Below are 21907 nucleotides of genomic sequence, written 5' to 3'. Positions count from 1 at the left end.
TTGTGAGGTATTTAGTAAATTAAGATTGAGTAGATGAATGATTACTTGTAGAGACGCAATGCTTGCGTCTAAAGCTCAATCGTATCTAAATCAAAAAAAGGGGTCGAAAATTATTTTTTCGACCCCTTTTTAGACGCAAAGCATCGCGTCTCTACTGCTAAAGATTCATGTTTCAATAAAACGCCCTACTATTCTCCTTCGCCTCCTGCTAGCATAGCCTGTAAAATAGAAGCATTTGCTTTAACGATTTCTTTTGATGGAAGCGTTTTTTCAAGGATGATTTCTACCATACCATTTTCTGTAATTCCTAATTTTACAGGTACTTGTTGATAGCTATTTGTTTTGAGTCTTACAAAGATAAAACCGCCTTCTCCACGACGCACAACAGCATCTTCAGGTAAGGTTTGTACGGCTTTTTTACCCGTCAAAATTTTGGTATTGACATACTGACCCACCACTAGTTTCTGCTCTAGTACTTCATTATCCAAGTGTCCATGAACCAGAATAGCTTTGGTTGGGCCTTCGATGGTTTGTCCTACCAAAATCACTTTTCCTGTTAAAGGCTTATCTGCTAATCTCGGATTTTCGAGTAATAATGTTTGACCTACTTGCACTTTATTAGCATCTTTTTCAAAAACATTCAATTCTAAGTGCATGTGCTCACGGCTCACTAATTCCATCATGACATCGGTAGGAGCGATGTTTTTTCCAATATTGACATAAACCATTTTGGTTACACCATTAATAGGAGAAATCACATTGATAGAGGGCGTAATATTCCCAGCTTTGAGCTTAACGATATTACATCCTATCAGCTTTAGTTTTTCTTCCAAGCCTTTTATCATTGCTTTACCTGTCTGATACTCAGAATCAATCTGTTGCAATTTCTTTTTTGAACCTACATTTTCTTGGTTCAGGGTTTCTTGGCGACTCAAATCCTGTTCTTGGAATTTTTGTTTGCTCAAGGCTTGCAAATATTCTTGTTGTAGCTGAACATATTCCATACTCTGTACTACTGCTAGCACTTGTCCTTTACGAACGGGCGTACCTGGCAATAGGCTAAAGCTTTTGACAAAACCTGCAATCGGAACACTCACCGAAATCATTTGTTGTGGCGGCACTTCTACCTTGCCATTAGCAGTAACCTCTTCGCCTACAATGGTTTGTTCAAAACCACCTACTGGTAATTGAATATTTTTGGCTTGTGCCTCGCTCACATGAACGATATCGACTACTTTTTCGGCTGTCGATTCAGCATTTGCTTCAGATTTGGGGTCTTTTGAACAGTTCCATAAAAGTAAACTCGACAAAAGTGCAATATATATAGGGGCTTTCTTATTCATGGCCTACAAGAGTTTCGATATTGATAATTACTTGATTTAAATTATGGACTTCGCTCAAATACATTTCTTTGATTTGCCAAGCCTGCGTAATGCTTTGGACAAACTCCACGTATTCTATTTCTCCAGCTTGATAGCTTTTATGCGCAGTGCTAATCATCAAATTAGCCTGTGGAATAGCAGAACTTTGATAATACTGTACTGATTTCCTTAGCTTTTCTAGCTGAATCTTTAGCGATTGTAATTGCTTGGCAGTTTGCTGTTCGGCTAGATACAAACTTTCTTTAGCAATTTGCTCGTTGATACCTGCTGCATTAATACGTGCCTTTTGTGCCTTCGCAAAAAGGGGAAAATTGAGTCCTGCCTGAACAAAGTTTTGGTTATAGTTTCGCTCAATACTCTGGTTGGTAATCCCAACTTTAAAATCAGGTTTCAAACGCTCTTTTTCGAGTTTTGTTTGTAATTGACTTACTTCAATTTGCTGTCTAAGCAATTCCAGATATGGATTATTGCTCAATTCTGTTATTTGAAGTTGCAAAGGTTTTTGCATATTGTTCTGCGTATCAATCACAAAATCAGCAGGAATATTTAACAAAAATGAAAGACTCTGATATAGACTCTTTTCATCAGACAAAATACTTTGAATTCTATTTTGGATTTCATGCAAACGAGTTTCGGTCGAAACCTTTTCGAGTAAATTGGTTTCACCCGTTTGATAGCGTAAAGACGCCGCCTTGAAAGCACTTTGGTACAAACTATCTTGTTGCTGAACCACCTTGAGTATTTGGGTATTGAGTAAAATTTGATAATACAAACTTTTTACCTCTGCTACTACTTGATTCTTTGTCATATTCAAACGCTTTTCGGACGAAGCTGTATGACTTTTCAACAAATTCTCTTGTGCTTTATACAAAGATGGAAAGGCAAATGATTGTCCCAAACTAAAAGTCACATCATTGTTTGTATACGTCTGTGTACGACCAAATTGGGTATCAAAACTGGTTTTGGGTAAGTCCTTTGCTGTTTTTTCCAAAGCCCTATTTCCTGAAATCTCTAGTTTTCCTACTTGTAAACTCTGATTTTGTTGAATCGCTTTTTCAATACAATGATCAAGCGTTAGCACTGGAGAATTTTGAGCATTTGTAGTATTTCCTACCCCAAAGCCTAACAGTGCAATAATGATTACTACCGAAGGTTTTACTTTTATTCTAGAGGCTGCTAGACTATAAATAGCAGGCAATACGACTAAGGTCAATAACGTTGCAGAAATCAACCCTCCGATAACTACCGTTGCCAAAGGACGTTGTACCTCAGCACCTGGCGAATGTGAAAGTGCCATTGGCAAAAAGCCTAAAGAGGCTACTGCGGCTGTCATTACCACAGGACGAAAACGAGTTTTAGTTCCTTCAATAATTCGCTCATAAATATCAGTAATGCCTTGCTTTTCGAGACTATTGAAATAGGCTATCAATACAATCCCGTTGAGTACAGCTACACCAAACAAAGCTATAAAACCAATACCTGCCGACACCGAAAACGGCATTCCACGAAGCCATAGCGCCATTACACCGCCAATAGCAGATAGCGGAATAGCAGCAAAAATAATAAGCGCTTCTTTGAGAGAATTAAAAGTAAAAAACAGTAAAGCAAAAATGAGAAATAGCGCAACTGGAACCGCTATTGCCAAACGACTTTTGGCGGCATTGAGGTTCTCAAAAGCTCCTCCATATACAAAGTTATAGCCTGCAGGAAGTTCCACTTTTTTGTCTAATACTTGTTGAATTTCATGTACTAGACTTTCGACATCACGATTACGAACATTAATCCCAATTGTAATACGACGGCGTGCATTATCACGAGCAATTTCGGTAGGAGCATCTTGGTATGAAATATTGGCTACTTGCGACAAAGGAATTTTGCCACCATTGGGTAAATCAACATACAAATCGCTGATATTTTGTAAATCTTTGCGATACGCAGAATCAAGGCGAACTACTAACCCAAAACGTTTTTCTCCTTCATATACAACACCTGCTTCTTCGCCAGCAAAAGCAGTCTTAACAAGAGCGTTGAGCTCTTTTATTTTAAGACCATACTGAGCTATTTTCTCACGATTGTAATCAACTACCATTTGCGGAACGCCTTCAATTTGTTGTACTTTCAAATCTCCAACACCTTCGATTTTGGCAATATGCTTGGCACTTTCTTGTGCTTTTTGGTATAAAATATCCAAGTCCTCTCCAAAAATCTTAATCGCAACATCAGATTTCGTTCCTGCTATTAGCTCATTAAAACGCATTTGAATAGGTTGTGTAAATTCAAAATTTACCCCAGGTAATTCTGACAAGGCATCATCCATTTTGGCAGAAAGCTCTTCCATCGTTTCTGCTTTTTTCCAGTGCTTCATGTCTTTTAATTCAATAATTAAATCACATGAATTGATTCCCATAGGATCAGTAGGAATTTCGGATGCTCCAATACGAGATACCACTTGACTTACCTCATCTGGAAACTCACGAAGTATAATTTGTTGAGCTTGGTTATTCATTTTGATACTTTGCGATAAAGAAGCATTGCTATGCAAAAGCGTCTCAACCGCAAAATCGCCTTCGTTTAACTCTGGAATAAACTCACCACCCAATGAATTAAATAACAATAAACTACCCGCAAACATCGCCACTGCTCCACCAACTACCACCGCCTTATGATGCAATACCCAGCGAATAATAGGGGCGTAGAATTTGTATAAAAAGTTGATGATTTTATCAGAAATTGTCTCTTTCAAATTGACTTTTTTACTCAATAACAAAGACGACATCATTGGGACATAAGTCAATGATAAAATCAAGGCTCCGATTATGGCAAAACCAACCGTTTGCGCCATGGGCTTAAACATTTTTCCTTCAATACCCGTCAAGGCTAATATCGGGAAATACACAATCAAAATGATAATTTCTCCAAAAGCTGCTGACTTACGAATTGTTACGGCAGAATGATATACTTCGTCATTCATTTCTTGTTGCGTCAACGTTAGGGTATGTGTTCCTGACTTCTGAGCTCTTTCGTGTAAATGATGAATGATAGCTTCGACAATAATCACGGCGCCATCCACAATCAACCCAAAGTCAATAGCTCCCAATGACATCAAGTTGGCCGATACGCCAAAGAGGTTCATCATACTAAATGAAAACAACAAGCATAGAGGAATCACAGAGGCTACCACAAGCCCAGCACGAAGATTTCCTAAGAGTAAAACCAAGACAAAAATCACAATCAAACCACCTTCTACAAGGTTTTTCTCTACGGTACCTATTGCCTTGTCAATCAATTTACTACGATCTAAGAAAGGTTGAATTGTAATACCTTCTGGAAGTGATTTTTGAATTTCTTTGATTCTAGCTTTTACGTCTTGAGTTACGACCTGAGCCGAAGCGCCTTTGAGTAACAATACCACCGCTCCAACAGCCTCTCCTTCGCCATTACGCGTCATTGCTCCATAACGAACCGCGTGTCCAAACTGTACGGTAGCCACATCTTTAACTAATACAGGAAGCCCTCCGCGATTAGCCACTACGATATTGCCAATGTCCTCGACATTTTTTACCATCCCTTCCGAGCGGATAAAATAGGCATCTGTACCTTTCTCGATATAGCTTCCACCCGAGTTCGAGTTATTATCTTGTAACGCCGTAAACAGTTCGTTTAGGGTAATATTGGCCGCACTAAGGCGTTCGGGATTAATGGCAACTTCGTATTGTTTTAGATTTCCGCCAAAAGAACTAACCTCTACAACTCCCTTGATACCAAGCAATTGTCGTTTCACAATCCAATCTTGAATCGTACGAAGCTCGGTGAGAGAATAGTTATTTTTAAATTTTGGATCAACTGCCAGCGTATATTGATAAAATTCGCCAAGCCCTGTCGTAATAGGTGCTAATTCGGGACGCCCAGCTCCTGCAATTAGATTAGGTTCGGCTTCCTTAAGCTTTTCAGTTACTTGCTGACGAGCTTTTTCTATAGGTACGTCGTCTTCAAAGACTACCGTAATAATTGACAAGCCCATTCTCGAAAAAGAGCGAATTTCCTTCGTATTTGGAACAGTTCTTAATGAGATTTCTAGTGGAATAGTGATAAATTTTTCAACCTCAGTAGCAGGTAAAGCGGGAGATTGAGTGATTACCTGCACTTGGTTAGATGTAATATCTGGCAGGGCATCTACGGTAAGCTGAGTCAAGGAAATTCCACCCCAAGCAATTAAGCTCAAGACAAATAATCCAATAATCAGCTTTTGATTTATGCTGAATCGAATTAATGAATCTATCATTAGTTTTTAAAATAAAGGTAGTGAGGCTGGTTATTGAGTGAATTGGTGATGGAGCGACTGAGTGATTATAATCGTTTATGAATCTCTCAAAACATCAATACAAGTAGGAGGGCTGTGTAGTGATTTGAATCGTTTAAACTCATTACTACACTCAAACTTATAGTCATGCTGATTATTGAGAAAAGGGTAAATACATGAAGTTTGGATGAGATTATTAAAATTCATCTACGTATTTAGCCACAAAATGCTCAATAGCAAATCGCTCATTCACTTTCTCTCAATAAAGAGCCGAGAATGTTAATTTGAAATAAAAGGAAGATATTCGATTAGAATCGGGGTGGATTGAGTAGCGACGAGGCTAATAGGAAGTCGTAAAGGTTTTGCCAAGCAAAGTTGGGACCAACAAAACCCTTAATAATGGGCTTAAATTTCAACGAAATTTGCTGAAAAAAGGATGGCAAAAAGGCATGAACCGCCTGAGAGTCCAGACTAGGCAAGTGTGAATGCGAGTGCTTGGCAGTTTTGGTATGATTTGAGGCTGCCGAATAGTGCATTGCTAAAAAGCTCAAAAAACTCATATTGTTCTTCTCAGTTTTGCAATGCCACTGGTAATGCTTCACTAACTCGCCTATTTTTGCCAACTGCAAAGTATCTACCTTTGGAAAAAGACTTCCCAAAAGGATTGTGACACTTAGAAATATGGCAATAATTTGTTTCATGAAACAAAGGTAGTTGTTAAATCCAATCCAAAAGTATTTCGCCATAAAAACTTTTCTAGATTGGATTATTTTTATTTTTTGGTTGGAGCCAAATAAGATGAAAAAGTTTAATCTTATTGCTTCTTTTTACAAAAATGTTGAAAAACAGACAGTTTTATAACCGTATCTATCCGTTTTTAATGAAAAAACAGCAATTTTCCACAAAAGTTATCCACATTGCAAACTTGTCCACTGTGGAAAAGCCCCTAATTGTGGATAAGTCTTTTTTAGCCGATTTTATGTCAAACGTCCTAAATCTGGCTAATTATTTATAACGATTCTAAGGAAGCTCTAAAATAGCTGTTTTGAAATTATGATAAAAATAAGCCCCTTGTAAGGCAAAATACCTTACAAGGGGCTTTTATATGAGATGCATAATCTTACATTGCTTTCAAACGAGCGATAGTCTCTTCCAATGCCTTAATCTTCGACTCGGCATCAGCTAACTTTTGGCGTTCTTTTTCTACTACATCAGGTTTGGCGTTGTTGACAAATCTTTCGTTTGACAATTTTGCTTCTACTGATTTTTTGAATCCTAAGTTATATTCTAACTCTTTGGTAGCATTTGCTAATTCTGCTTCTACGTCTAGTTCTCCTTCAAGACTAATAAAGAATTCATCAGCTTTTAATACAAAAGAAATAGCATTTTCAACATTGCTAGAAACGTACTCAATCGCAAAGGTGTTAGCAAGCTTCACGATGATAGATTCTAATTGTTTGTAACGGGCTACATCTTCGGTTTTAATCGCCAATGGCAACTCTGTCTTTGGTGAAATTTGCTTAGTATTACGAGTATCACGCACTTTTGAAACGATTCCGAACAAGATTTCAAAATCAGCCAAGACTTGTGTATCGATTTCGCCAGCTACTGGATAAGCCGTGCGACAAATACTTTCACCTTCTTGACGCTCTGCAATTGCTTGCCAGATTTCTTCGGTAATAAATGGCATATATGGGTGAGCCAAAGCCATTAATTTTTCAAAAATCTCGATAGTAGCATCATACGTAGCGCGGTCGATTGGTGAACCAAAAGCAGGTTTGATAATTTCGAGGTATTGTCCACAGAAATCATCCCAAATCAAGTTATAAATCGATAACAAGGCATCCGAAATACGGAATTTGCTAAAATGGTCTTGAACTTCAATTACAACCTGACTGATTTTTGAGTTAAACCATTTAATCGCTAATGTATTACCTGTTGGTTGTTCTGCATCAGCAATTTCCCAGCCTTTTACCAAACGGAATGCATTCCAAACTTTGTTACAGAAGTTACGTCCTTGTTCACACAGTTTTTCATCAAAAAGTAAGTCATTACCCGCAGGTGCTGAAACCAACAAGCCCGTACGAACGCCATCGGCACCGTACTGCGCAATCAAATCTAATGGGTCTGGAGAGTTACCCAATGATTTGGACATTTTGCGACCTTGCTTGTCACGTACAATACCTGTCAGGTACACATTACGGAATGGCAATTCGTCACGCCATTCGTAACCTGCGATAATCATACGAGCTACCCAGAAGAATAAAATATCTGGTCCAGTTACCAAATCATTGGTAGGGTAGTAGTATTTAATATCTTCGTTTTCAGGATTTTCAATACCATCAAATACCGATATTGGCCACAACCAAGACGAGAACCAAGTATCCAATACGTCTGGGTCTTGTGTCAAATCCTCCTCGGTCAAGGCAAACAATTGCAATTCGTGTTGAGCTTTACGCAATGCTTCACGTTTGTTCTTTGCCACGATTACAGTACCATCTTGCAAATAGAAGGCTGGGATTTGTTGTCCCCACCAAAGCTGACGGCTAATACACCAGTCATGTACGTTTTCCATCCATGAGCGGTAAGTATTTTTGAATTTTGAAGGATACAACTTAACGTTATCATTCATTACGTTTTCGAGTGCTGGTTTTGAAATGTCTTCCATTTTCAAGAACCATTGCAACGACAATTTTGGCTCGATTACAGCGCCAGTACGTTCTGAAGTTTTAACGATTGATTTGTATTCTTCAACTTTTACTAAGAATCCTGCCTCTTCTAAATCTTTTACGATATTGCGACGAGCCGCAAAACGATCTTGACCAACATATAGGACAGCTTTTTCATTCAAGAAACCAGCGTCATCCAAAATATCGATAACAGGTAATTTATGCTTTAAGCCTAATTCGTAGTCATTCAAATCGTGGGCAGGTGTTACTTTCAAACAACCTGTACCAAAATCCATGGCTACGTATTCGTCTGTAATTACAGGAATAGCACGACCCAACAATGGAATCTCTACTGATTTACCATGATATGCTACGTAACGTTCATCGTTTGGATTCACACAGATAGCAGTATCGGCCATGATGGTTTCAGGACGTGTAGTAGCAATCGTCAAAAACTCACCTTCAGCACCAACTACTGGATATTGGATATGGAAAAGTTTTGCCTGAACATCCTTTTCAATTACCTCTTCGTCTGAAAGAGCTGTTTTACCTTGTGGGTCCCAGTTAACCATACGAACGCCACGATAAATTTGTCCTTTTCCGTACAAACGAACGAACGTATCAATTACAGCTTCGTACAAAGATGGCTCCATGGTAAAGCGAGTTCTATCCCAGTCACAAGAAGCACCTAATTTCTTCAACTGTTCAAGGATAATACCGCCGTATTTATCTTTCCATTCGTGAGCATATTCCAAAAACTCCTCACGAGTAATATCTTTTTTCTCGATACCTCTCTCTTTCAACATCGCCACGACTTTAGCTTCTGTTGCGATTGAAGCGTGGTCAGTACCTGGCACCCAACAAGCCTCTTTACCTTCCATACGAGCCTTACGAATAAGGACGTCTTGGATGGTGTTATTCAACATGTGTCCCATGTGCAAAACGCCCGTGACGTTTGGTGGTGGAATGACTATTGAATAAGGTTCTTTATCAGGATTAGGCTTGGATGCAAATAGCTTGTTGTCAAGCCAATATTGATACCATTTGGCTTCAATTTCTTGTGGAGTGTACGTTTTTGAAATCATATTTGTATGAATCTATTGCATTGGGCAAAATAGTTCAGCCTTCAATAACATGGTTTTAGGATAAAAATTATGAATACCAAAAGCTTAGATTATCTTGCCTAACAAATTTTAGTTTGCAAAGATAGGGATTTTGACGCAATGGCAGGCTAATAAAGTGATTTTCAAGAGTACGCTTTTTATAAATCTGCGTGTATCTTCACCAAACAATTATATTTCTTTATTGGTTAATCCTTTAGATTTTAACCAGACATCTACTCAAAATTATGTTACTCAAACTTGGATTGTTTTTCGGCACGTTTTTCTTCATGGAAGGATTTGCGTGGTTTACTCATAAATACATTATGCACGGAATCATGTGGAATTGGCATGAATCTCATCATGTGCATCACAATGAAGTACTTGAAAAAAATGATTTGTTTTCGGTGGTATTTGGTCTTGTTTCTACTGTTACAATTATAGTAGGGGATTTGGTGCCAGAGTTATGGTTTTTGTTCTGGATAGGGCTAGGTGTGGCGCTTTACGGCACATTTTACTTTATTTTCCATGATATTATTGTTCATCGTCGTCTCAAAATTAAATACGTCGCCAAAAGCAAATATATGAAAAGGATTATGCGTGCCCACTTTATTCACCACAAAGTACATACACGCGATGGAGCAGAAGCATTTGGTTTTTTGTATGCTCCAAAAAAATACGAAGGAGGAAAGGAAAGAATCTAGTCTAGTGCGGAATGCGGAGCTAGGAGTGCGGAGTTTAATAGAATTTTCTCAAACATGAATCATTCCAAATCTAATGACAGGTGCTCAGAACTCCTATTTGAATTTTACTTGTAGAGACGCAATACTTTGCGTCTAAATCGGTAGAATTTTGATTGATAATATCAACAAAAGTCATTAAAAATTTCATTAAAAAAGCGGTTGAAAATTATTTATTTCGACCGCTTTTTTAATATCATTATGCTAGAGTTGACTTGGATTGGTACGTAAGGATTACGTATCTACAGTTAGCACAAAATTTTACCATAATCATTCATGAACTCAATTTAGAGATAACATACCATGAAATAGATTAGATTACACTTCCGAAATCCTACATCAGAAATCCGAAATAGATAATTTCATCATCCACTTTGTGACTTTGCTACTTGACACTTTGTCCTTACAATATTCTACTCCAACAAAAGCAACAACATTTCAGCAGCCTGCCAAGCATTGGTTGGGGCAATACGTAAATCAACCAAAGTTTGGTCAATAACTCCCAATGATTCGTATTTCAAATCTGTTACTTCTGCCTCCCAAGTCAAAGGGTATTCTCGTGCTGAGATTGGACCTTTATTTTGTTTGAAAAAATGATCTTCGGCCCATACATATTGTGGAGAGTTTAAGGCTAAGTTATCATCGACTTGATCTCCTTTCACATAGTCTTTTTGAAAATCCCACCAAATCAGAGAAGAGAACGAATCATATTGTGTAGGAATTTTGTATTTATCGGGTAACTGCATCTCTTTCAAGCCAAATTTCAACCATTTTGTCTGATAAACAGGATGCGGAAGCATATCAGCAGTACGACCTTCAATGAAACCTCCTTTGTCAAAATTATCGGCTTCATCCAAAATTTTACTCACCAAAGGGTGCTTTTTATCAGCAACAGTCGAAAGCATATATAATACCTGCCCTAGGTTGTCAGCCTCTGCATAGCCAGCATTATTATTACGGTCGAAAGGCGTATTCAAGCCTTTAATCCAAGCTTCTACTAACGGTAAATTATTCGTCTTTTTTAGCGCCATTGTGATGATTGCGGCACTTTTAAACCAAGGTTTGGTATAAACTGTGGTATTTACTAGCGGTTTCCCATCTTGAATATTTATCAACAGTTCATGATGTAGCGTTCTTAATACCGTAGGGAATTTTTTATCACTAAAGGTTGGTAAGGTAATAGGACTTTCGGCAAGAATAATCTGAAGGCTATTTTCATACACATAAATGCCTGTTTCATCTTCTTGAATATCGACAGCACGCCCGTCTTGCAACTCCAAATGAACCAAATATTCCGAAGGTACAATCAGGGCAGATTTTACTTTCCAACGGCGAATTACACGTTTATCGCTTAGTGAAATAATACGTCCGTCCTTATAAAACATTTTAGGACGGTTACCCATTCCGAAAAAGAAAAACTTTGCATCGGGAAGGTTACGCTTTTTAGGATGTTCTTTTCTAAAGCCTAATAATTCCTCACGATAGGTCTGAAGAGCTTTTTCAGCTTTGGATTGTGTATATAACTGCGCGTGGCTGTAATTAATACCAAGCAGATATAGGAGGCTAGTGATTAAGAGTATATAATGTTTCATGGCTTATTGATAGCATTAAAACATCAAATTTAGAGAATTTAAGGATATGAACTCTATATTCCTGATTTTTCCCTGTAGGTACATCGGTTGAATAAGTACTAATACTTATTGCTATTGAGTGAGTTATGATTTAGTGAATGTGTTATTTCGGATTTGAGATTTTTGATTTCGGAAATATGAAAACCCACCTTTATTACTTCCCCAAAGTAGGTTATACTGCCAAAATCCAATAACTGATCTACTATTAACTTGTAACTTATTTTCACTTAAATTCTTTCGATATTGTCTTCAGGAACTAAAGGGAGATTATGAAATTTGAGATAGAGCTGCGCTAATACGACCACATCTTCTTGGCAATATCTGGCAATTTTAGGAAGGTCTTTTTCCACATAATAGGTGTGATTTACCAAATCGCCACTCAACTCAACCTTACTGCTTGGTATATTGAAAATAGCTGCCAGTAAATCTAGAGAGGTATAATTTTTCTTATCACCAAACTTCCACAACTCTAAAGTATCCAAATGAGGTATTTCCCATGGTTTCTTACCTGCTAATTGTAAGGATTTTGGAATATTAACGCCATTTACCAACATTCGTCTACATAGATATGGGTAATCAAACTCCTTGCCGTTGTGTGCACAAAGCATGAGACTATTACCTTTATATTTGGATTCAATGAGTGATGAGAATTGCGATAGAAGTTCTGTTTCCGAATCAGCAGTGAGCGTTTTTACCTTAAAACAAAGTTGATTGTCGTCGTCCCAATGAAAAAAGCCTAAGCCAATCGCTACGACTTTACCAAACTCAGCATAAATCCCCGCTCGTTCAAAATACAATTTTCCCTCATCGTATTGGTGAGGGTTTTGCATATAACTTGCTTTTTTTGACCAAAATTCTTGCATACGTGTAGGCACTTCGTCCCAACTTCCGTGAGCAGAAACAGTTTCGATATCAATAAATAAGAGATTTTTTGCGATTTTAGCTAAGTCAAGCATAGAAGGTAATGGTTAAAGTGTAGTAAAACTGGCTGATAGTAATCTATCAGCCAAAATGATTATTCATGAAGTACCCCTTCAAGCTCCAATTGAGCTATTGGAATTAGGTTTTCTTCACGAATACTTTCTGGAACAAAGATAAACTTTTTATCAAAAATCTGATTTCCAATATAATAACTCACCCAATATTCATTATTAATATGAAAAACATCAGGGGAGATAGGCTCTATTCTGACGATTTCTTCAGCAGGAATTTCTTTAAAAAAATGACGTAAAGAAGCCGTTTTGATTTTATTTCCTTCCAAATCAATTCCATAACCACTTGATGTTACAAATACGGTATCAATAGGATTTTTCAAGCGATTAATTAAATATACATCCCAAAGGACATTTCCAAGGTCATCCTGACGACGTGCAACCGCTACTTTTACACCATCGACGGTAGGATGGATTATATCTTTTTTCATAAATGCTTTGTTGTGTGGTTAGCTGTTTTCAACAGCTTTTTAAACCTAATTTTACGCTACTTCAAATTCAAATATATCTTTCAAATGCGCTAGCATACGGCTTTCTACTTCAGCCATTTCTATCTCTCGACCAACTTCCAACGAAATTGAAGTCACAGCTTTATCGTCGATTCCACAGGGTACAATATGAGAAAAATAACTCATGTCGGTATTTACATTCAAGGCAAAGCCGTGCATAGTGACCCAACGACTAGCTTTTACGCCCATTGCACAGATTTTACGGGGATTTTTTTGTTCAACAAAATCAATCCATACACCTGTGAGCCCATCGATACGACCTGCTTCGATACCGTAATCTGCGCAAGTACGAATCACGGCTTCCTCCATAAAACGCATATATCGATGAATATCGGTAAAGAAATTTTCTAAATCAAAAATCGGATAACCCACCAATTGACCGTAACCATGATAGGTAATGTCGCCTCCTCGGTTGATTTTAAAATACTGAGCATGATACTTCTCCAAACCTTCGTCGTCCAACAATAAATGCTCTGGTTTACCACTTTTTCCTAGCGTATATACATGTGGATGCTGACAAAACAAAAGATAGTTAGGCGTTGCCCTTGGGGTTTCCTCAGGACTAACTTTACGGTTTTGTAGTTTAATCTCTACTATTTCAGCATGGAGTTTTTCTTGATAATCCCAAGCTTCTTGGTAATCTATTACTCCTAAACTCTGAAACTTTACCTTTTTATGCTGTTCCATTTTTCACAACACTGTTCTTTCTAGTGCCAAAGAAATTTAAAGTAAAAAATATTTATTTTCTTATCAAACAACAAACCCTAGTAGATAATTCAATGGCCGAACACCTAGACACTGGTCGCGAAGCAGAAGACTTGGCAGCGTCCTATTTAATCGACAAAGGCTACGAAATTGTAGCCCGAAATTACCGTTATGGTCATGCCGAAGTGGATTTAATTATCCGAAAAGGCATTTTTTTAGTCTTTGTTGAGGTAAAATCCCGCAAGAATATCAAATTTGGAATGCCCGAAGCCGCAGTTAGCAAACTCAAAGTTTCCTTGGTAAAACGTGCCGCTGATTTTTATGTTTACAAAACCAATTGGCACAAACAAATACGATTTGATGTCATTTCGATTGTTTTTCGCTCAGATGGTTTCGAAATCAAGCACTTTGAAGATGCCTTTTATTAGATGTTAGCAAAAGGGGCAAAGCCTATTCACAAAGCTTTGCTTTGTCCCTTTTGGCTAAGTTTACGCTATTTTTCTAAAATAAAAATCATTCTTGGCGATGTTTCAATATCAAAAGCATTGAGATGATAATCCCCAAAAATTTGCTTGAGTTTTAAACCCGCCGCTGAGAAATAATGCTGAAAATCAGTCAATGAAATAGCCTGTACTTTTTCATGAAAGTGATACTCATGACCCTCATCCATAAAATCTATATCTTTGATGATAAAGCCATCTTGTAAGGTTTTAGTAATCTCAAAACGAATACCGTCAATTTCTTTTACCTGAAAAGGTAATAATTGTTTTTTCACGTATTCTGTATTGAAAAAATCCATCACAAAAATACCTCCTTTGCGCAGGTTGCGAGCTGCCGCCTGAAATGCCTTGATATTTTCGTCGTGATTTTCGAGATAGCCAAAACTAGTGAACATGTTTAGGATAAAATCGAAATATCTTTCTTCAAAAACTTCACGCATATCGTGCACAAAAAAATGAAGATGTGCATTTTCGTAAATTTTAGCAAAAGCTATACTCTGTGGCGATAAGTCAACGCCGGTTACCTCAAACCCTTTTTGATTGAGATAAATAGCGTGACGCCCCTTACCACAGGCCAAATCCATAATATGATGTTCTGGCTGAATTTGTAAATACGATGATAGTTGGTCCATAAAAAGCTGAGCCTCCTTGTCATCACGTTCTTTGTAAAGAATGTGATAATAAGGCGAGTCAAACCACGAGCTAAACCATTCTTTCGTCATCATTGTAAATGTTTGTTACTGGTGAATAGTGATATGTTATCAGGAAGGTTTGTAAGCTTTTGATGATAACTCTATTACTATTTTACTTCAGGTTATTGGTTGTGATTAACCTTAAGCTATTTTTTACAATCTTAAAGCGTCATGATTGGTCAAGAAATCTTGATAAGCCAAACCAATTCCATCTTCTAATTCAATTTTATGTTTCCAACCATAACTGTGTAGTTTTGAAACATCCATCAATTTGCGTGGTGTACCATCTGGTTTAGAGGTATCCCATACGAGTTCACCTTCAAAACCTACTACATTTTTTACGGTATTCGCTAATTCTTTGATAGTTACATCGGTACCTGTCCCTATGTTTACCAACTCACGTTCGTTGTAATTTTCCATCAAATATAAGCATGCTTCTGCCAAATCGTCAGCGTGTAAGAACTCACGCATAGGAGAGCCTGTACCCCACAGTGTTACGTTAGGAGCACCGTTGATTTTTGCCTCATGAAATTTACGAATCATTGCTGGCAATACGTGCGAGTTTTGTAAGTCATAATTATCATTAGGACCATACAAATTGGTAGGCATTGCCGAAATAAAATTACAGCCATACTGATTGCGATATTCTTCGCACATTTTGATACCTGCAATTTTGGCAATAGCATAAGGCTCATTAGTATATTCTAAATAGCCACTCAACAAGTATTCTTCTTTTAAAGGCTGTGGCGCTAATTTTGGATAAATACAAGAAGAACCCAAAAACATCAATTTCGTCACCTTATTCACATAAGCACTATGAATGACATTGTTCTGTATCGAAAGGTTTTCGTACAAGAAATCGGCACGATAAGTGTTATTAGCTACAATACCACCCACTTTAGCAGCAGCAAGGAATACATAGTCAGGTTTTTCGGCAGCAAAGAAATCGGCTACTGCCTGTTGGTTGCGTAAGTCTAATTCCTTAGATGTGCGAAGCAGAAAATTGGTATATCCTACTTTTTGTAATGCTCGTAAAATGGCAGAACCCACCATTCCACGATGTCCTGCTACATAGATTTTTGCGTCTTTTTCCACGGGTTAATTGATTATTGATGTTCTGGAAAACAGAATCATTTCCAGCGATTTATATCTTAAATAACATTTTTTTGCAAAACAAAAGTTTACAAATATCACCTAAATTCAAGAGTTTTGCCAGAAGGCTTTTTGTTGAAATTTGGATAACAAGATTTCTCTTCCTTCTTTTGTTTAAAAATAAATAAGCAAATTTTTCGTTTGCAAAAGTAATAGATTAGCCTTTGACTACGTGCTACCCATGAGAAGTTTATCCTTTCCCACTACTTTTATCTCGTTGATTTCCATCTTACTACTTCATAGTACTGTAACTTGTATTGCCCAACAAAAAGACGAATTTAAGTCGAGTAGTAAGCCCAAAACCGATACTACCGCTCGCAAAAAAGGGATTTTGGGAGGACTTATCCAGACTGATGTGCTCGATAATATCAAAAATGCAAAGAAGACTATTGCGGACGTAAAAGACGATATAAAAAATAATAAAGAAAAAGCCGAAGAGTTTTCAGCTGACTTAAGCGGTGACCTTGGTTTGAAAGTAAAAAAAGATACCAAGAAAGGTAAAAAAGTAAAAAAAGCACCTAAAGACGAATATTCGGGAATCAAGTTTGAACGCCGTATCGGTGAATATGGTACGGGAAACCGCTTCACTGTGGAAGAAATCAATGTTCTGAGAAACCCTGACGAGGCAACTCCAAGTACTTATGCCAAAGAAATCTGGTGGTATGATCCCAAACTACGTCGTATTACTAATACTCCTCGTAAAGACTTAGATTATGGTGAAGTCTGTCATGGTCCTTACAAGAAATACGTCAACGATGAATTGGTTGAAGAAGGTTTTTTTTATGTTGGTGTCAAAGATGGTCGTTGGGAAACTTACAATCAAGAGTATATTCTTTTGACTAAAGACAAATACAAAAATGGCTTTCCAGCTGAATCTCATTTTTCGTATTATGACAAAGAACAAAAGAAATTAAAAGAAGTAATACCTGTAAAATTTGGGAAAGTAACGGGTGAATATCGTTCATTTTACGATGGTGGACAACTCAAAGAAGAAGGGAAATTTGAAGATAGTATCAAGGTAGGTCGTTGGAGAGAATATCATCAATTTGGTGCTATGGGTCGTCTGAAAAAAGAAACGATGTATCCCAAAGATAAATTCGAAAAAGGCGAAGCGGTTGTTCTTCAAGAGAGAGATAATACAGGAAAATTGATTTATGAAGCACCTAAGCAACAAAAGCGTAAGGCAGAGGATGACGACAATTAGGGTTTAGCCTTTGAGTTCTGCCTAAAGCGTTAAAAATATTTTTTAAGCCTGAGGGGTATCCCTTAGGCTTTTTGTATTTTATCATGATTGTATGCAGTTGAAATATGAGAGGAACCTCCATTTATAAAAGATAACCTTCAGTCAAGAATACTAAATTACAGATAGGCTGTTAAATTGCTCATGAAATGATTTTAGGGTACCAAAATGTAGGAAATAGTTTTTTCCATGTCTTAGTCTTCTCTATAGTTCTTTACAAAAAACAAACTCATGGAAAATCTTCAGCAACATATTGATTCAGTCATGCAAAAAGCCTCTGAGGCTTTTAAGATATATCGTAAAGTTTCAGGAAAAGATAAAGCTGTTTTTCTCAGAACAATTGCACAAAATATCTTGGATTTAGGTGATAGTTTAATTCAAACAGCACATCAAGAAACTAATATTCCAGAGGCTCGACTCATAGGCGAGCACACACGTACCTGCTTTCAGCTCGAAACCAATGCCCGTTTGCTAGAGGAAGGCTCGTGGGTTGAGGCTCGTATTGATACCGCATTGCCTGAACGAGCACCGATGCCTCGCCCAGATATTCGCAAAATGTTGATTCCAATTGGTCCAGTTGTAGTTTTTGGTGCTAGTAATTTTCCTTTTGCTTATTCTACGGCAGGAGGTGATACCGCCTCGGCTTTGGCTGCTGGTTGTCCAGTTGTGGTAAAAGGTCACCCCGCTCATGCCAAAACCTCCGAAATGGTCGCAGAAGCTGTTTTAAAAGCTGTATCAACTTGTGGTTTACCAGATGGTACATTTGCACACGTGGCTGGACACAGCTTTGAAGTTGGTCGAGCATTGGTATTGCATCCTATAGCCAAAGCCGTTGGTTTTACGGGGTCGCTCAATGGAGGAAAGGCACTTTTTGATTTGGCCAACCAGCGTCCTGAGCCAATTCCTGTATTTTCAGAAATGGGAAGTATCAATCCTGTAGTGCTAATGCCTGAAAAACTCAAAGCAGAGGCATCACAAGTGGCTCTTACTTATGCCAATTCAATTACTTTGGGTATGGGGCAGTTTTGCACTAATCCTGGGCTAATTCTGGCAATAGATAATCCAGATTTAGATACTTTCATCGAAACGCTCAGTAAAGCCGTTGAACAGGTAGCACCAGCAGCTATGCTCAATGCAGGCATTTATCAGAATTTTGAAGGAAAAAGAACAGTAGCGCTGTCACAAGAAGGTGTCAAAACAGAGGTAGAATCATTAGTCGAAAAAACTGGTATTATTCAGGCTATTCCAACCATAGCCTCGGTATCGAGTAGTATATTTTTAGAAAATCCTACTTTACATCAAGAAGTATTTGGTCCTTATTCCTTGATTGTGAAATGTACGGATCTAGACAACTTATTGCAGGTTATCCAACATTTAGAAGGTCAACTGACCTCCACCTTGATGGCAACAGAAGAAGAGCTACAAGACAATCCTGAAATTGTTGAAACACTGAGAAATATCTGTGGTCGATTGATTTTCAATGGTGTGCCTACTGGTGTGGAAGTATGTTATGCCATGCAACACGGTGGGCCATTTCCAGCAACTACTGATGCTCGTTTTGGTGCAGTAGGACCTGACGCCATCAAACGTTGGGTACGACCAGCCAGTTTTCAAAATTTTCCAGAAAAACTATTACCAGCCGAACTACAAAGTCAAAATCCGCTGAATATTTGGAGGATTGTCAACGATGAATGGACTAGATAGATATTAGTGCTGAATTGTGAATTTTGAGTGTACTAAGAATTATAAAAACCATTTATTTCGGATATCGGATGTTGGATTTCGGAAGTGTAGGCTTCTATATTTTGTAAAAATAAAGGTATTTTACTTTATATCCGAAATCAGAAATCCCAAATCTGCAATAGTTGTGAATTTTGAGTGCAAAATATGCCGTAGTCATTTTTTAAAATGTATTAAGATTTTTATAGAAACACTTTGAAACTTTTAGCTTACAGCATAACGCTTAAAGCCTATTGCCGATAAAATTTATTTTACCTACAGAATTTACTGAAATTAATTACCAACTATCAATAACAATGAAAAAACGTCTGATTACCTCTCTGCTTTTAGGACTTTCGTGTATGACTTTTGGACAAAAAAAGAGTGATACAAAAGAATGGGAGCAACTATTTAATGGAAAAAACTTAGATGGCTGGGACATCAAAATCCGCCATTATGATTTGAATGACAACTTTGCCAACACGTTTCGTGTAAAAGACGGAAAATTGGTTGTGTCGTATGATGGTTACGATAAGTTTGATGAAAAATTTGGTCATATTTTCTACAAAAAGAAATTCTCCAACTACATCATCGCTACTGAATATCGTTTTGTAGGCGAGCAAGCGCCTGAAGGACCAGGATGGGCATATCGTAACAGCGGTATCATGCTTCACTGTCAGCCAGCAGCGTCAATGGGGAAAGACCAAGATTTTCCAATTTCGATTGAAGTACAGCTTTTAGGTGGCTCAGGCAAGGGCGAGCGTACTACTTGTAATCTTTGTACCCCAGGAACAAATGTAGAAATGAATGGCAAGTTATTTACGCCACACTGTATCAACTCCAAATCAAAAACATACGACGGTGACCAATGGGTAAGAGCCGAAGTAATGGTCTTGGGTGATTCATTGGTAAGACATTATGTAAATGGAGAAATGGTATTGGAATATCAAAAGCCTCAAGTAGGAGGGGGTAATGTTGATGCCTATAACCCTGCATTTAAGCCTGATGGAAAGCTATTGAATGAGGGATATATTTCACTCCAAAGCGAAAGCCATCCTGTTGAATTCCGCAAAGTTGAAGTGTTACAACTAGAAGGTTGTACAGATCCTAAAGCTTTGAACTATAAGTCTTATTTTATCAAATCTCTACCTAATACCTGCAAATACGCTAAGAAAAAGGGTAAAAAGTAAGTATTAGGAAAGTGGCAAAGGCATAAAGTAACAAAGGCACAAAGTGTAGAGTTTGTTTTCACTTTGTGCCTTAATACCTTTGTCACTCTCAAGCTATTTTCTCTTCTCTCTAAGTGATTTGGCAATTTTTACGGCTGTCATAATCAATACTGCAAAAACCAATAAACCAACTACACCCCAAATCCAGTCAATAGTATTTTTTAGGATTACTAGAAAAACAATTGCAAAAAGGAATATAGTCGCGACTTCATTATAAAGTCTTAATTGAAAACTGGTAAAGCGAAATTTACCTTCACGAAGCTCAAAAATGATTTTTCGGCAAAGAAAATGGTAAATCAAAAGTCCTACTACAAAGCTTAATTTAAGATGTAACCAGCCATGTTGTGCGAAACTATCCCACCAAGACCAATATACCAACGTTGCACCCGAAATAAGGGTTAACCACATAGCGGGAACCATGATGGCATTGAACAAAACCTTTTCCATCTTCTTGAACTGCTCTTGTATAATATCTCGTTCGAGTTCAGGCTTGGTGTTGGCTTCGGTATGATAAACAAATAAGCGTGGCAAATAGAATAATCCAGCGAACCAGCTCACCACAAAAATAATATGTATGGCCTTGATATGGTTATAATCCATTTCTGACTAGCGTTTGTATGATTTGAATAAACTCAACCATTTCATCTGAATAACCCCAAATACAGCTTCCTTAAAGATATTAGCTGACATTTTGGATTCTCCTTTGGTACGGTCGGTAAAGATTATTGGAACTTCTTCAATTTTGAAGCCGTATTTCCAAGTGGTAAATTTCATTTCTACCTGAAAGGCGTATCCTACAAATCGAATTTTATCCAAATCAATCGTTTTTAAAACGGTATCACGGTAGCACTTAAAACCTGCTGTGACATCCATAATAGTCATCTGAGTGATAAATCGCACATAATATCCAGCAAAATAAGACATCAAAACACGTCCCATTGGCCAGTTTACAACATTAACACCCTTGATATAACGTGAACCTATGGCCAAATCCGCGCCTCCTACGGCACAAGCGTTGTAAAGACGAACTAAGTCATCAGGATTGTGAGAAAAGTCAGCATCCATTTCAAAGATATACTCAAAACCACGAGCCAACGCATATTTGAACCCATGGATATAGGCAGTTCCTAGTCCTAACTTTCCTTTTCGTTCTTGCAAATGAAGTCTCTCACCATATTGCACTTGCAATTCTTTTACCTTGAGTGCAGTCCCATCTGGAGAGCCATCATCCACAATTAACAAGTCAAATCTTGGTTCTAGACTCATTACTTTATGAATAATAGCTTCAATATTTTCAATTTCGTTGTACGTTGGGATAATGACGATACGATTGTTCATTGATAAAAC

Annotated in this window: 17 protein-coding genes; 5 read left to right on the top strand and 12 right to left on the bottom strand. The window is 37.7% G+C overall.

Annotated features, from left to right (window positions below; all coding sequences use genetic code 11):
- Positions 1 to 188: 188 nt before the first annotated feature.
- The 4 genes from QM481_RS08405 to QM481_RS08390 form a co-directional block, all read right to left on the bottom strand.
- Complete coding sequence (locus QM481_RS08405; protein WP_283381412.1) at positions 189 to 1343, bottom strand: efflux RND transporter periplasmic adaptor subunit; 1155 nt, start codon at positions 1341 to 1343, stop codon at positions 189 to 191.
- Positions 1336 to 5664, bottom strand: a complete 4329-nt coding sequence (locus QM481_RS08400) for a CusA/CzcA family heavy metal efflux RND transporter (RefSeq protein ID WP_283381411.1) — start codon at positions 5662 to 5664, stop codon at positions 1336 to 1338. Before QM481_RS08400 ends, QM481_RS08405 begins: the two co-directional genes overlap by 8 nt.
- Before the next feature lie 326 nt (positions 5665 to 5990).
- Entirely contained in the window at positions 5991 to 6383 is a 393-nt protein-coding gene (locus tag QM481_RS08395) for a hypothetical protein (RefSeq protein WP_283381410.1), read from the bottom strand.
- A 419-nt stretch (positions 6384 to 6802) separates the two neighbouring features.
- The gene (locus QM481_RS08390; protein WP_283381409.1) at positions 6803 to 9436 is read right to left on the bottom strand and encodes a valine--tRNA ligase; all 2634 of its coding nucleotides are present in this window, start codon (positions 9434 to 9436) and stop codon (positions 6803 to 6805) included.
- A 263-nt stretch (positions 9437 to 9699) separates the two neighbouring features.
- On the opposite strand from QM481_RS08390, the gene QM481_RS08385 reads away from it, so the two are divergent.
- Positions 9700 to 10155 carry a sterol desaturase family protein gene (locus QM481_RS08385; protein WP_166550915.1) on the top strand — a complete coding sequence of 152 codons (456 nt, stop codon included), beginning with the start codon at positions 9700 to 9702 and terminating at the stop codon, positions 10153 to 10155.
- A 449-nt stretch (positions 10156 to 10604) separates the two neighbouring features.
- On the opposite strand, the gene QM481_RS08380 is transcribed toward QM481_RS08385, so the two are convergent.
- From QM481_RS08380 to lipB, 4 genes are all read right to left on the bottom strand, one after another.
- Entirely contained in the window at positions 10605 to 11783 is a 1179-nt protein-coding gene (locus QM481_RS08380; protein ID WP_283381408.1) for a hypothetical protein, read from the bottom strand.
- A 266-nt stretch (positions 11784 to 12049) separates the two neighbouring features.
- Positions 12050 to 12778: a 3'-5' exonuclease gene (locus tag QM481_RS08375; protein ID WP_283381407.1), complete on the bottom strand. Its 729-nt coding sequence runs from the start codon at positions 12776 to 12778 to the stop codon at positions 12050 to 12052.
- 59 nt (positions 12779 to 12837) lie between these two features.
- Positions 12838 to 13245, bottom strand: coding sequence for a hypothetical protein (locus QM481_RS08370; protein ID WP_283381406.1), 408 nt, complete (start codon positions 13243 to 13245; stop codon positions 12838 to 12840).
- Positions 13246 to 13296: 51 nt separating this feature from the next.
- Positions 13297 to 14010: a lipoyl(octanoyl) transferase LipB gene (lipB, locus tag QM481_RS08365; RefSeq protein WP_283381405.1), complete on the bottom strand. Its 714-nt coding sequence runs from the start codon at positions 14008 to 14010 to the stop codon at positions 13297 to 13299.
- Between the two features lie 23 nt (positions 14011 to 14033).
- Between lipB and QM481_RS08360 the strand changes: the two genes are divergently transcribed.
- Positions 14034 to 14456, top strand: a complete 423-nt coding sequence (locus QM481_RS08360) for a YraN family protein (protein ID WP_205690846.1) — start codon at positions 14034 to 14036, stop codon at positions 14454 to 14456.
- Between the two features lie 65 nt (positions 14457 to 14521).
- Here QM481_RS08360 and QM481_RS08355 read toward each other — a convergent pair whose 3' ends face one another.
- A complete protein-coding gene (locus QM481_RS08355; RefSeq protein ID WP_283381404.1) occupies positions 14522 to 15253 on the bottom strand; it encodes an SAM-dependent methyltransferase in 732 nt (243 codons plus the stop codon).
- 120 nt (positions 15254 to 15373) lie between these two features.
- A complete protein-coding gene (gene fcl, locus QM481_RS08350; RefSeq protein ID WP_283381403.1) occupies positions 15374 to 16315 on the bottom strand; it encodes a GDP-L-fucose synthase in 942 nt (313 codons plus the stop codon).
- Between the two features lie 238 nt (positions 16316 to 16553).
- Here fcl and QM481_RS08345 point away from each other — a divergent pair, with 238 nt between their 5' ends.
- From QM481_RS08345 to QM481_RS08335, 3 genes are all read left to right on the top strand, one after another.
- Entirely contained in the window at positions 16554 to 17576 is a 1023-nt protein-coding gene (locus QM481_RS08345) for a toxin-antitoxin system YwqK family antitoxin (RefSeq protein ID WP_283381402.1), read from the top strand.
- A 267-nt stretch (positions 17577 to 17843) separates the two neighbouring features.
- Positions 17844 to 19316, top strand: a complete 1473-nt coding sequence (locus QM481_RS08340) for an aldehyde dehydrogenase (NADP(+)) (protein ID WP_283381401.1) — start codon at positions 17844 to 17846, stop codon at positions 19314 to 19316.
- Between the two features lie 332 nt (positions 19317 to 19648).
- Complete coding sequence (locus QM481_RS08335) at positions 19649 to 20521, top strand: 3-keto-disaccharide hydrolase (protein ID WP_166550925.1); 873 nt, start codon at positions 19649 to 19651, stop codon at positions 20519 to 20521.
- A 93-nt stretch (positions 20522 to 20614) separates the two neighbouring features.
- On the opposite strand, the gene QM481_RS08330 is transcribed toward QM481_RS08335, so the two are convergent.
- Together QM481_RS08330 and QM481_RS08325 are read right to left on the bottom strand one after the other, a co-directional pair.
- Positions 20615 to 21160, bottom strand: coding sequence for a CopD family protein (locus QM481_RS08330; protein WP_166550926.1), 546 nt, complete (start codon positions 21158 to 21160; stop codon positions 20615 to 20617).
- A 6-nt stretch (positions 21161 to 21166) separates the two neighbouring features.
- A complete protein-coding gene (locus tag QM481_RS08325; protein ID WP_283381400.1) occupies positions 21167 to 21898 on the bottom strand; it encodes a polyprenol monophosphomannose synthase in 732 nt (243 codons plus the stop codon).
- Between the last annotated feature and the right edge of the window lie 9 nt (positions 21899 to 21907).

The organism is Flectobacillus rivi, from assembly GCF_030056655.1.
Lineage (GTDB): Bacteria > Bacteroidota > Bacteroidia > Cytophagales > Spirosomataceae > Flectobacillus > Flectobacillus rivi.
Note: the sequence above shows the minus strand (reverse complement) of the source record. Positions and strands in the feature narration are given on the sequence as shown.

Bases quoted from the DNA above. Each gene is read 5' to 3' on its own strand.
- QM481_RS08330 (WP_166550926.1), bottom strand. From the start codon at position 21,160: ATGGATTATAACCATATCAAGGCCATACATATTATTTTTGTGGTGAGC.
- lipB (WP_283381405.1), bottom strand. From the start codon at position 14,010: ATGGAACAGCATAAAAAGGTAAAGTTTCAGAGTTTAGGAGTAATAGAT.
- QM481_RS08375 (WP_283381407.1), bottom strand. From the start codon at position 12,778: ATGCTTGACTTAGCTAAAATCGCAAAAAATCTCTTATTTATTGATATC.
- QM481_RS08380 (WP_283381408.1), bottom strand. From the start codon at position 11,783: ATGAAACATTATATACTCTTAATCACTAGCCTCCTATATCTGCTTGGT.
- QM481_RS08325 (WP_283381400.1), bottom strand. From the start codon at position 21,898: ATGAACAATCGTATCGTCATTATCCCAACGTACAACGAAATTGAAAAT.
- QM481_RS08355 (WP_283381404.1), bottom strand. From the start codon at position 15,253: ATGATGACGAAAGAATGGTTTAGCTCGTGGTTTGACTCGCCTTATTAT.
- QM481_RS08385 (WP_166550915.1), top strand. From the start codon at position 9,700: ATGTTACTCAAACTTGGATTGTTTTTCGGCACGTTTTTCTTCATGGAA.
- QM481_RS08405 (WP_283381412.1), bottom strand. From the start codon at position 1,343: ATGAATAAGAAAGCCCCTATATATATTGCACTTTTGTCGAGTTTACTT.
- QM481_RS08345 (WP_283381402.1), top strand. From the start codon at position 16,554: ATGAGAAGTTTATCCTTTCCCACTACTTTTATCTCGTTGATTTCCATC.
- QM481_RS08390 (WP_283381409.1), bottom strand. From the start codon at position 9,436: ATGATTTCAAAAACGTACACTCCACAAGAAATTGAAGCCAAATGGTAT.
- QM481_RS08340 (WP_283381401.1), top strand. From the start codon at position 17,844: ATGGAAAATCTTCAGCAACATATTGATTCAGTCATGCAAAAAGCCTCT.
- QM481_RS08400 (WP_283381411.1), bottom strand. From the start codon at position 5,664: ATGATAGATTCATTAATTCGATTCAGCATAAATCAAAAGCTGATTATT.
- QM481_RS08370 (WP_283381406.1), bottom strand. From the start codon at position 13,245: ATGAAAAAAGATATAATCCATCCTACCGTCGATGGTGTAAAAGTAGCG.
- QM481_RS08335 (WP_166550925.1), top strand. From the start codon at position 19,649: ATGAAAAAACGTCTGATTACCTCTCTGCTTTTAGGACTTTCGTGTATG.
- QM481_RS08395 (WP_283381410.1), bottom strand. From the start codon at position 6,383: ATGAAACAAATTATTGCCATATTTCTAAGTGTCACAATCCTTTTGGGA.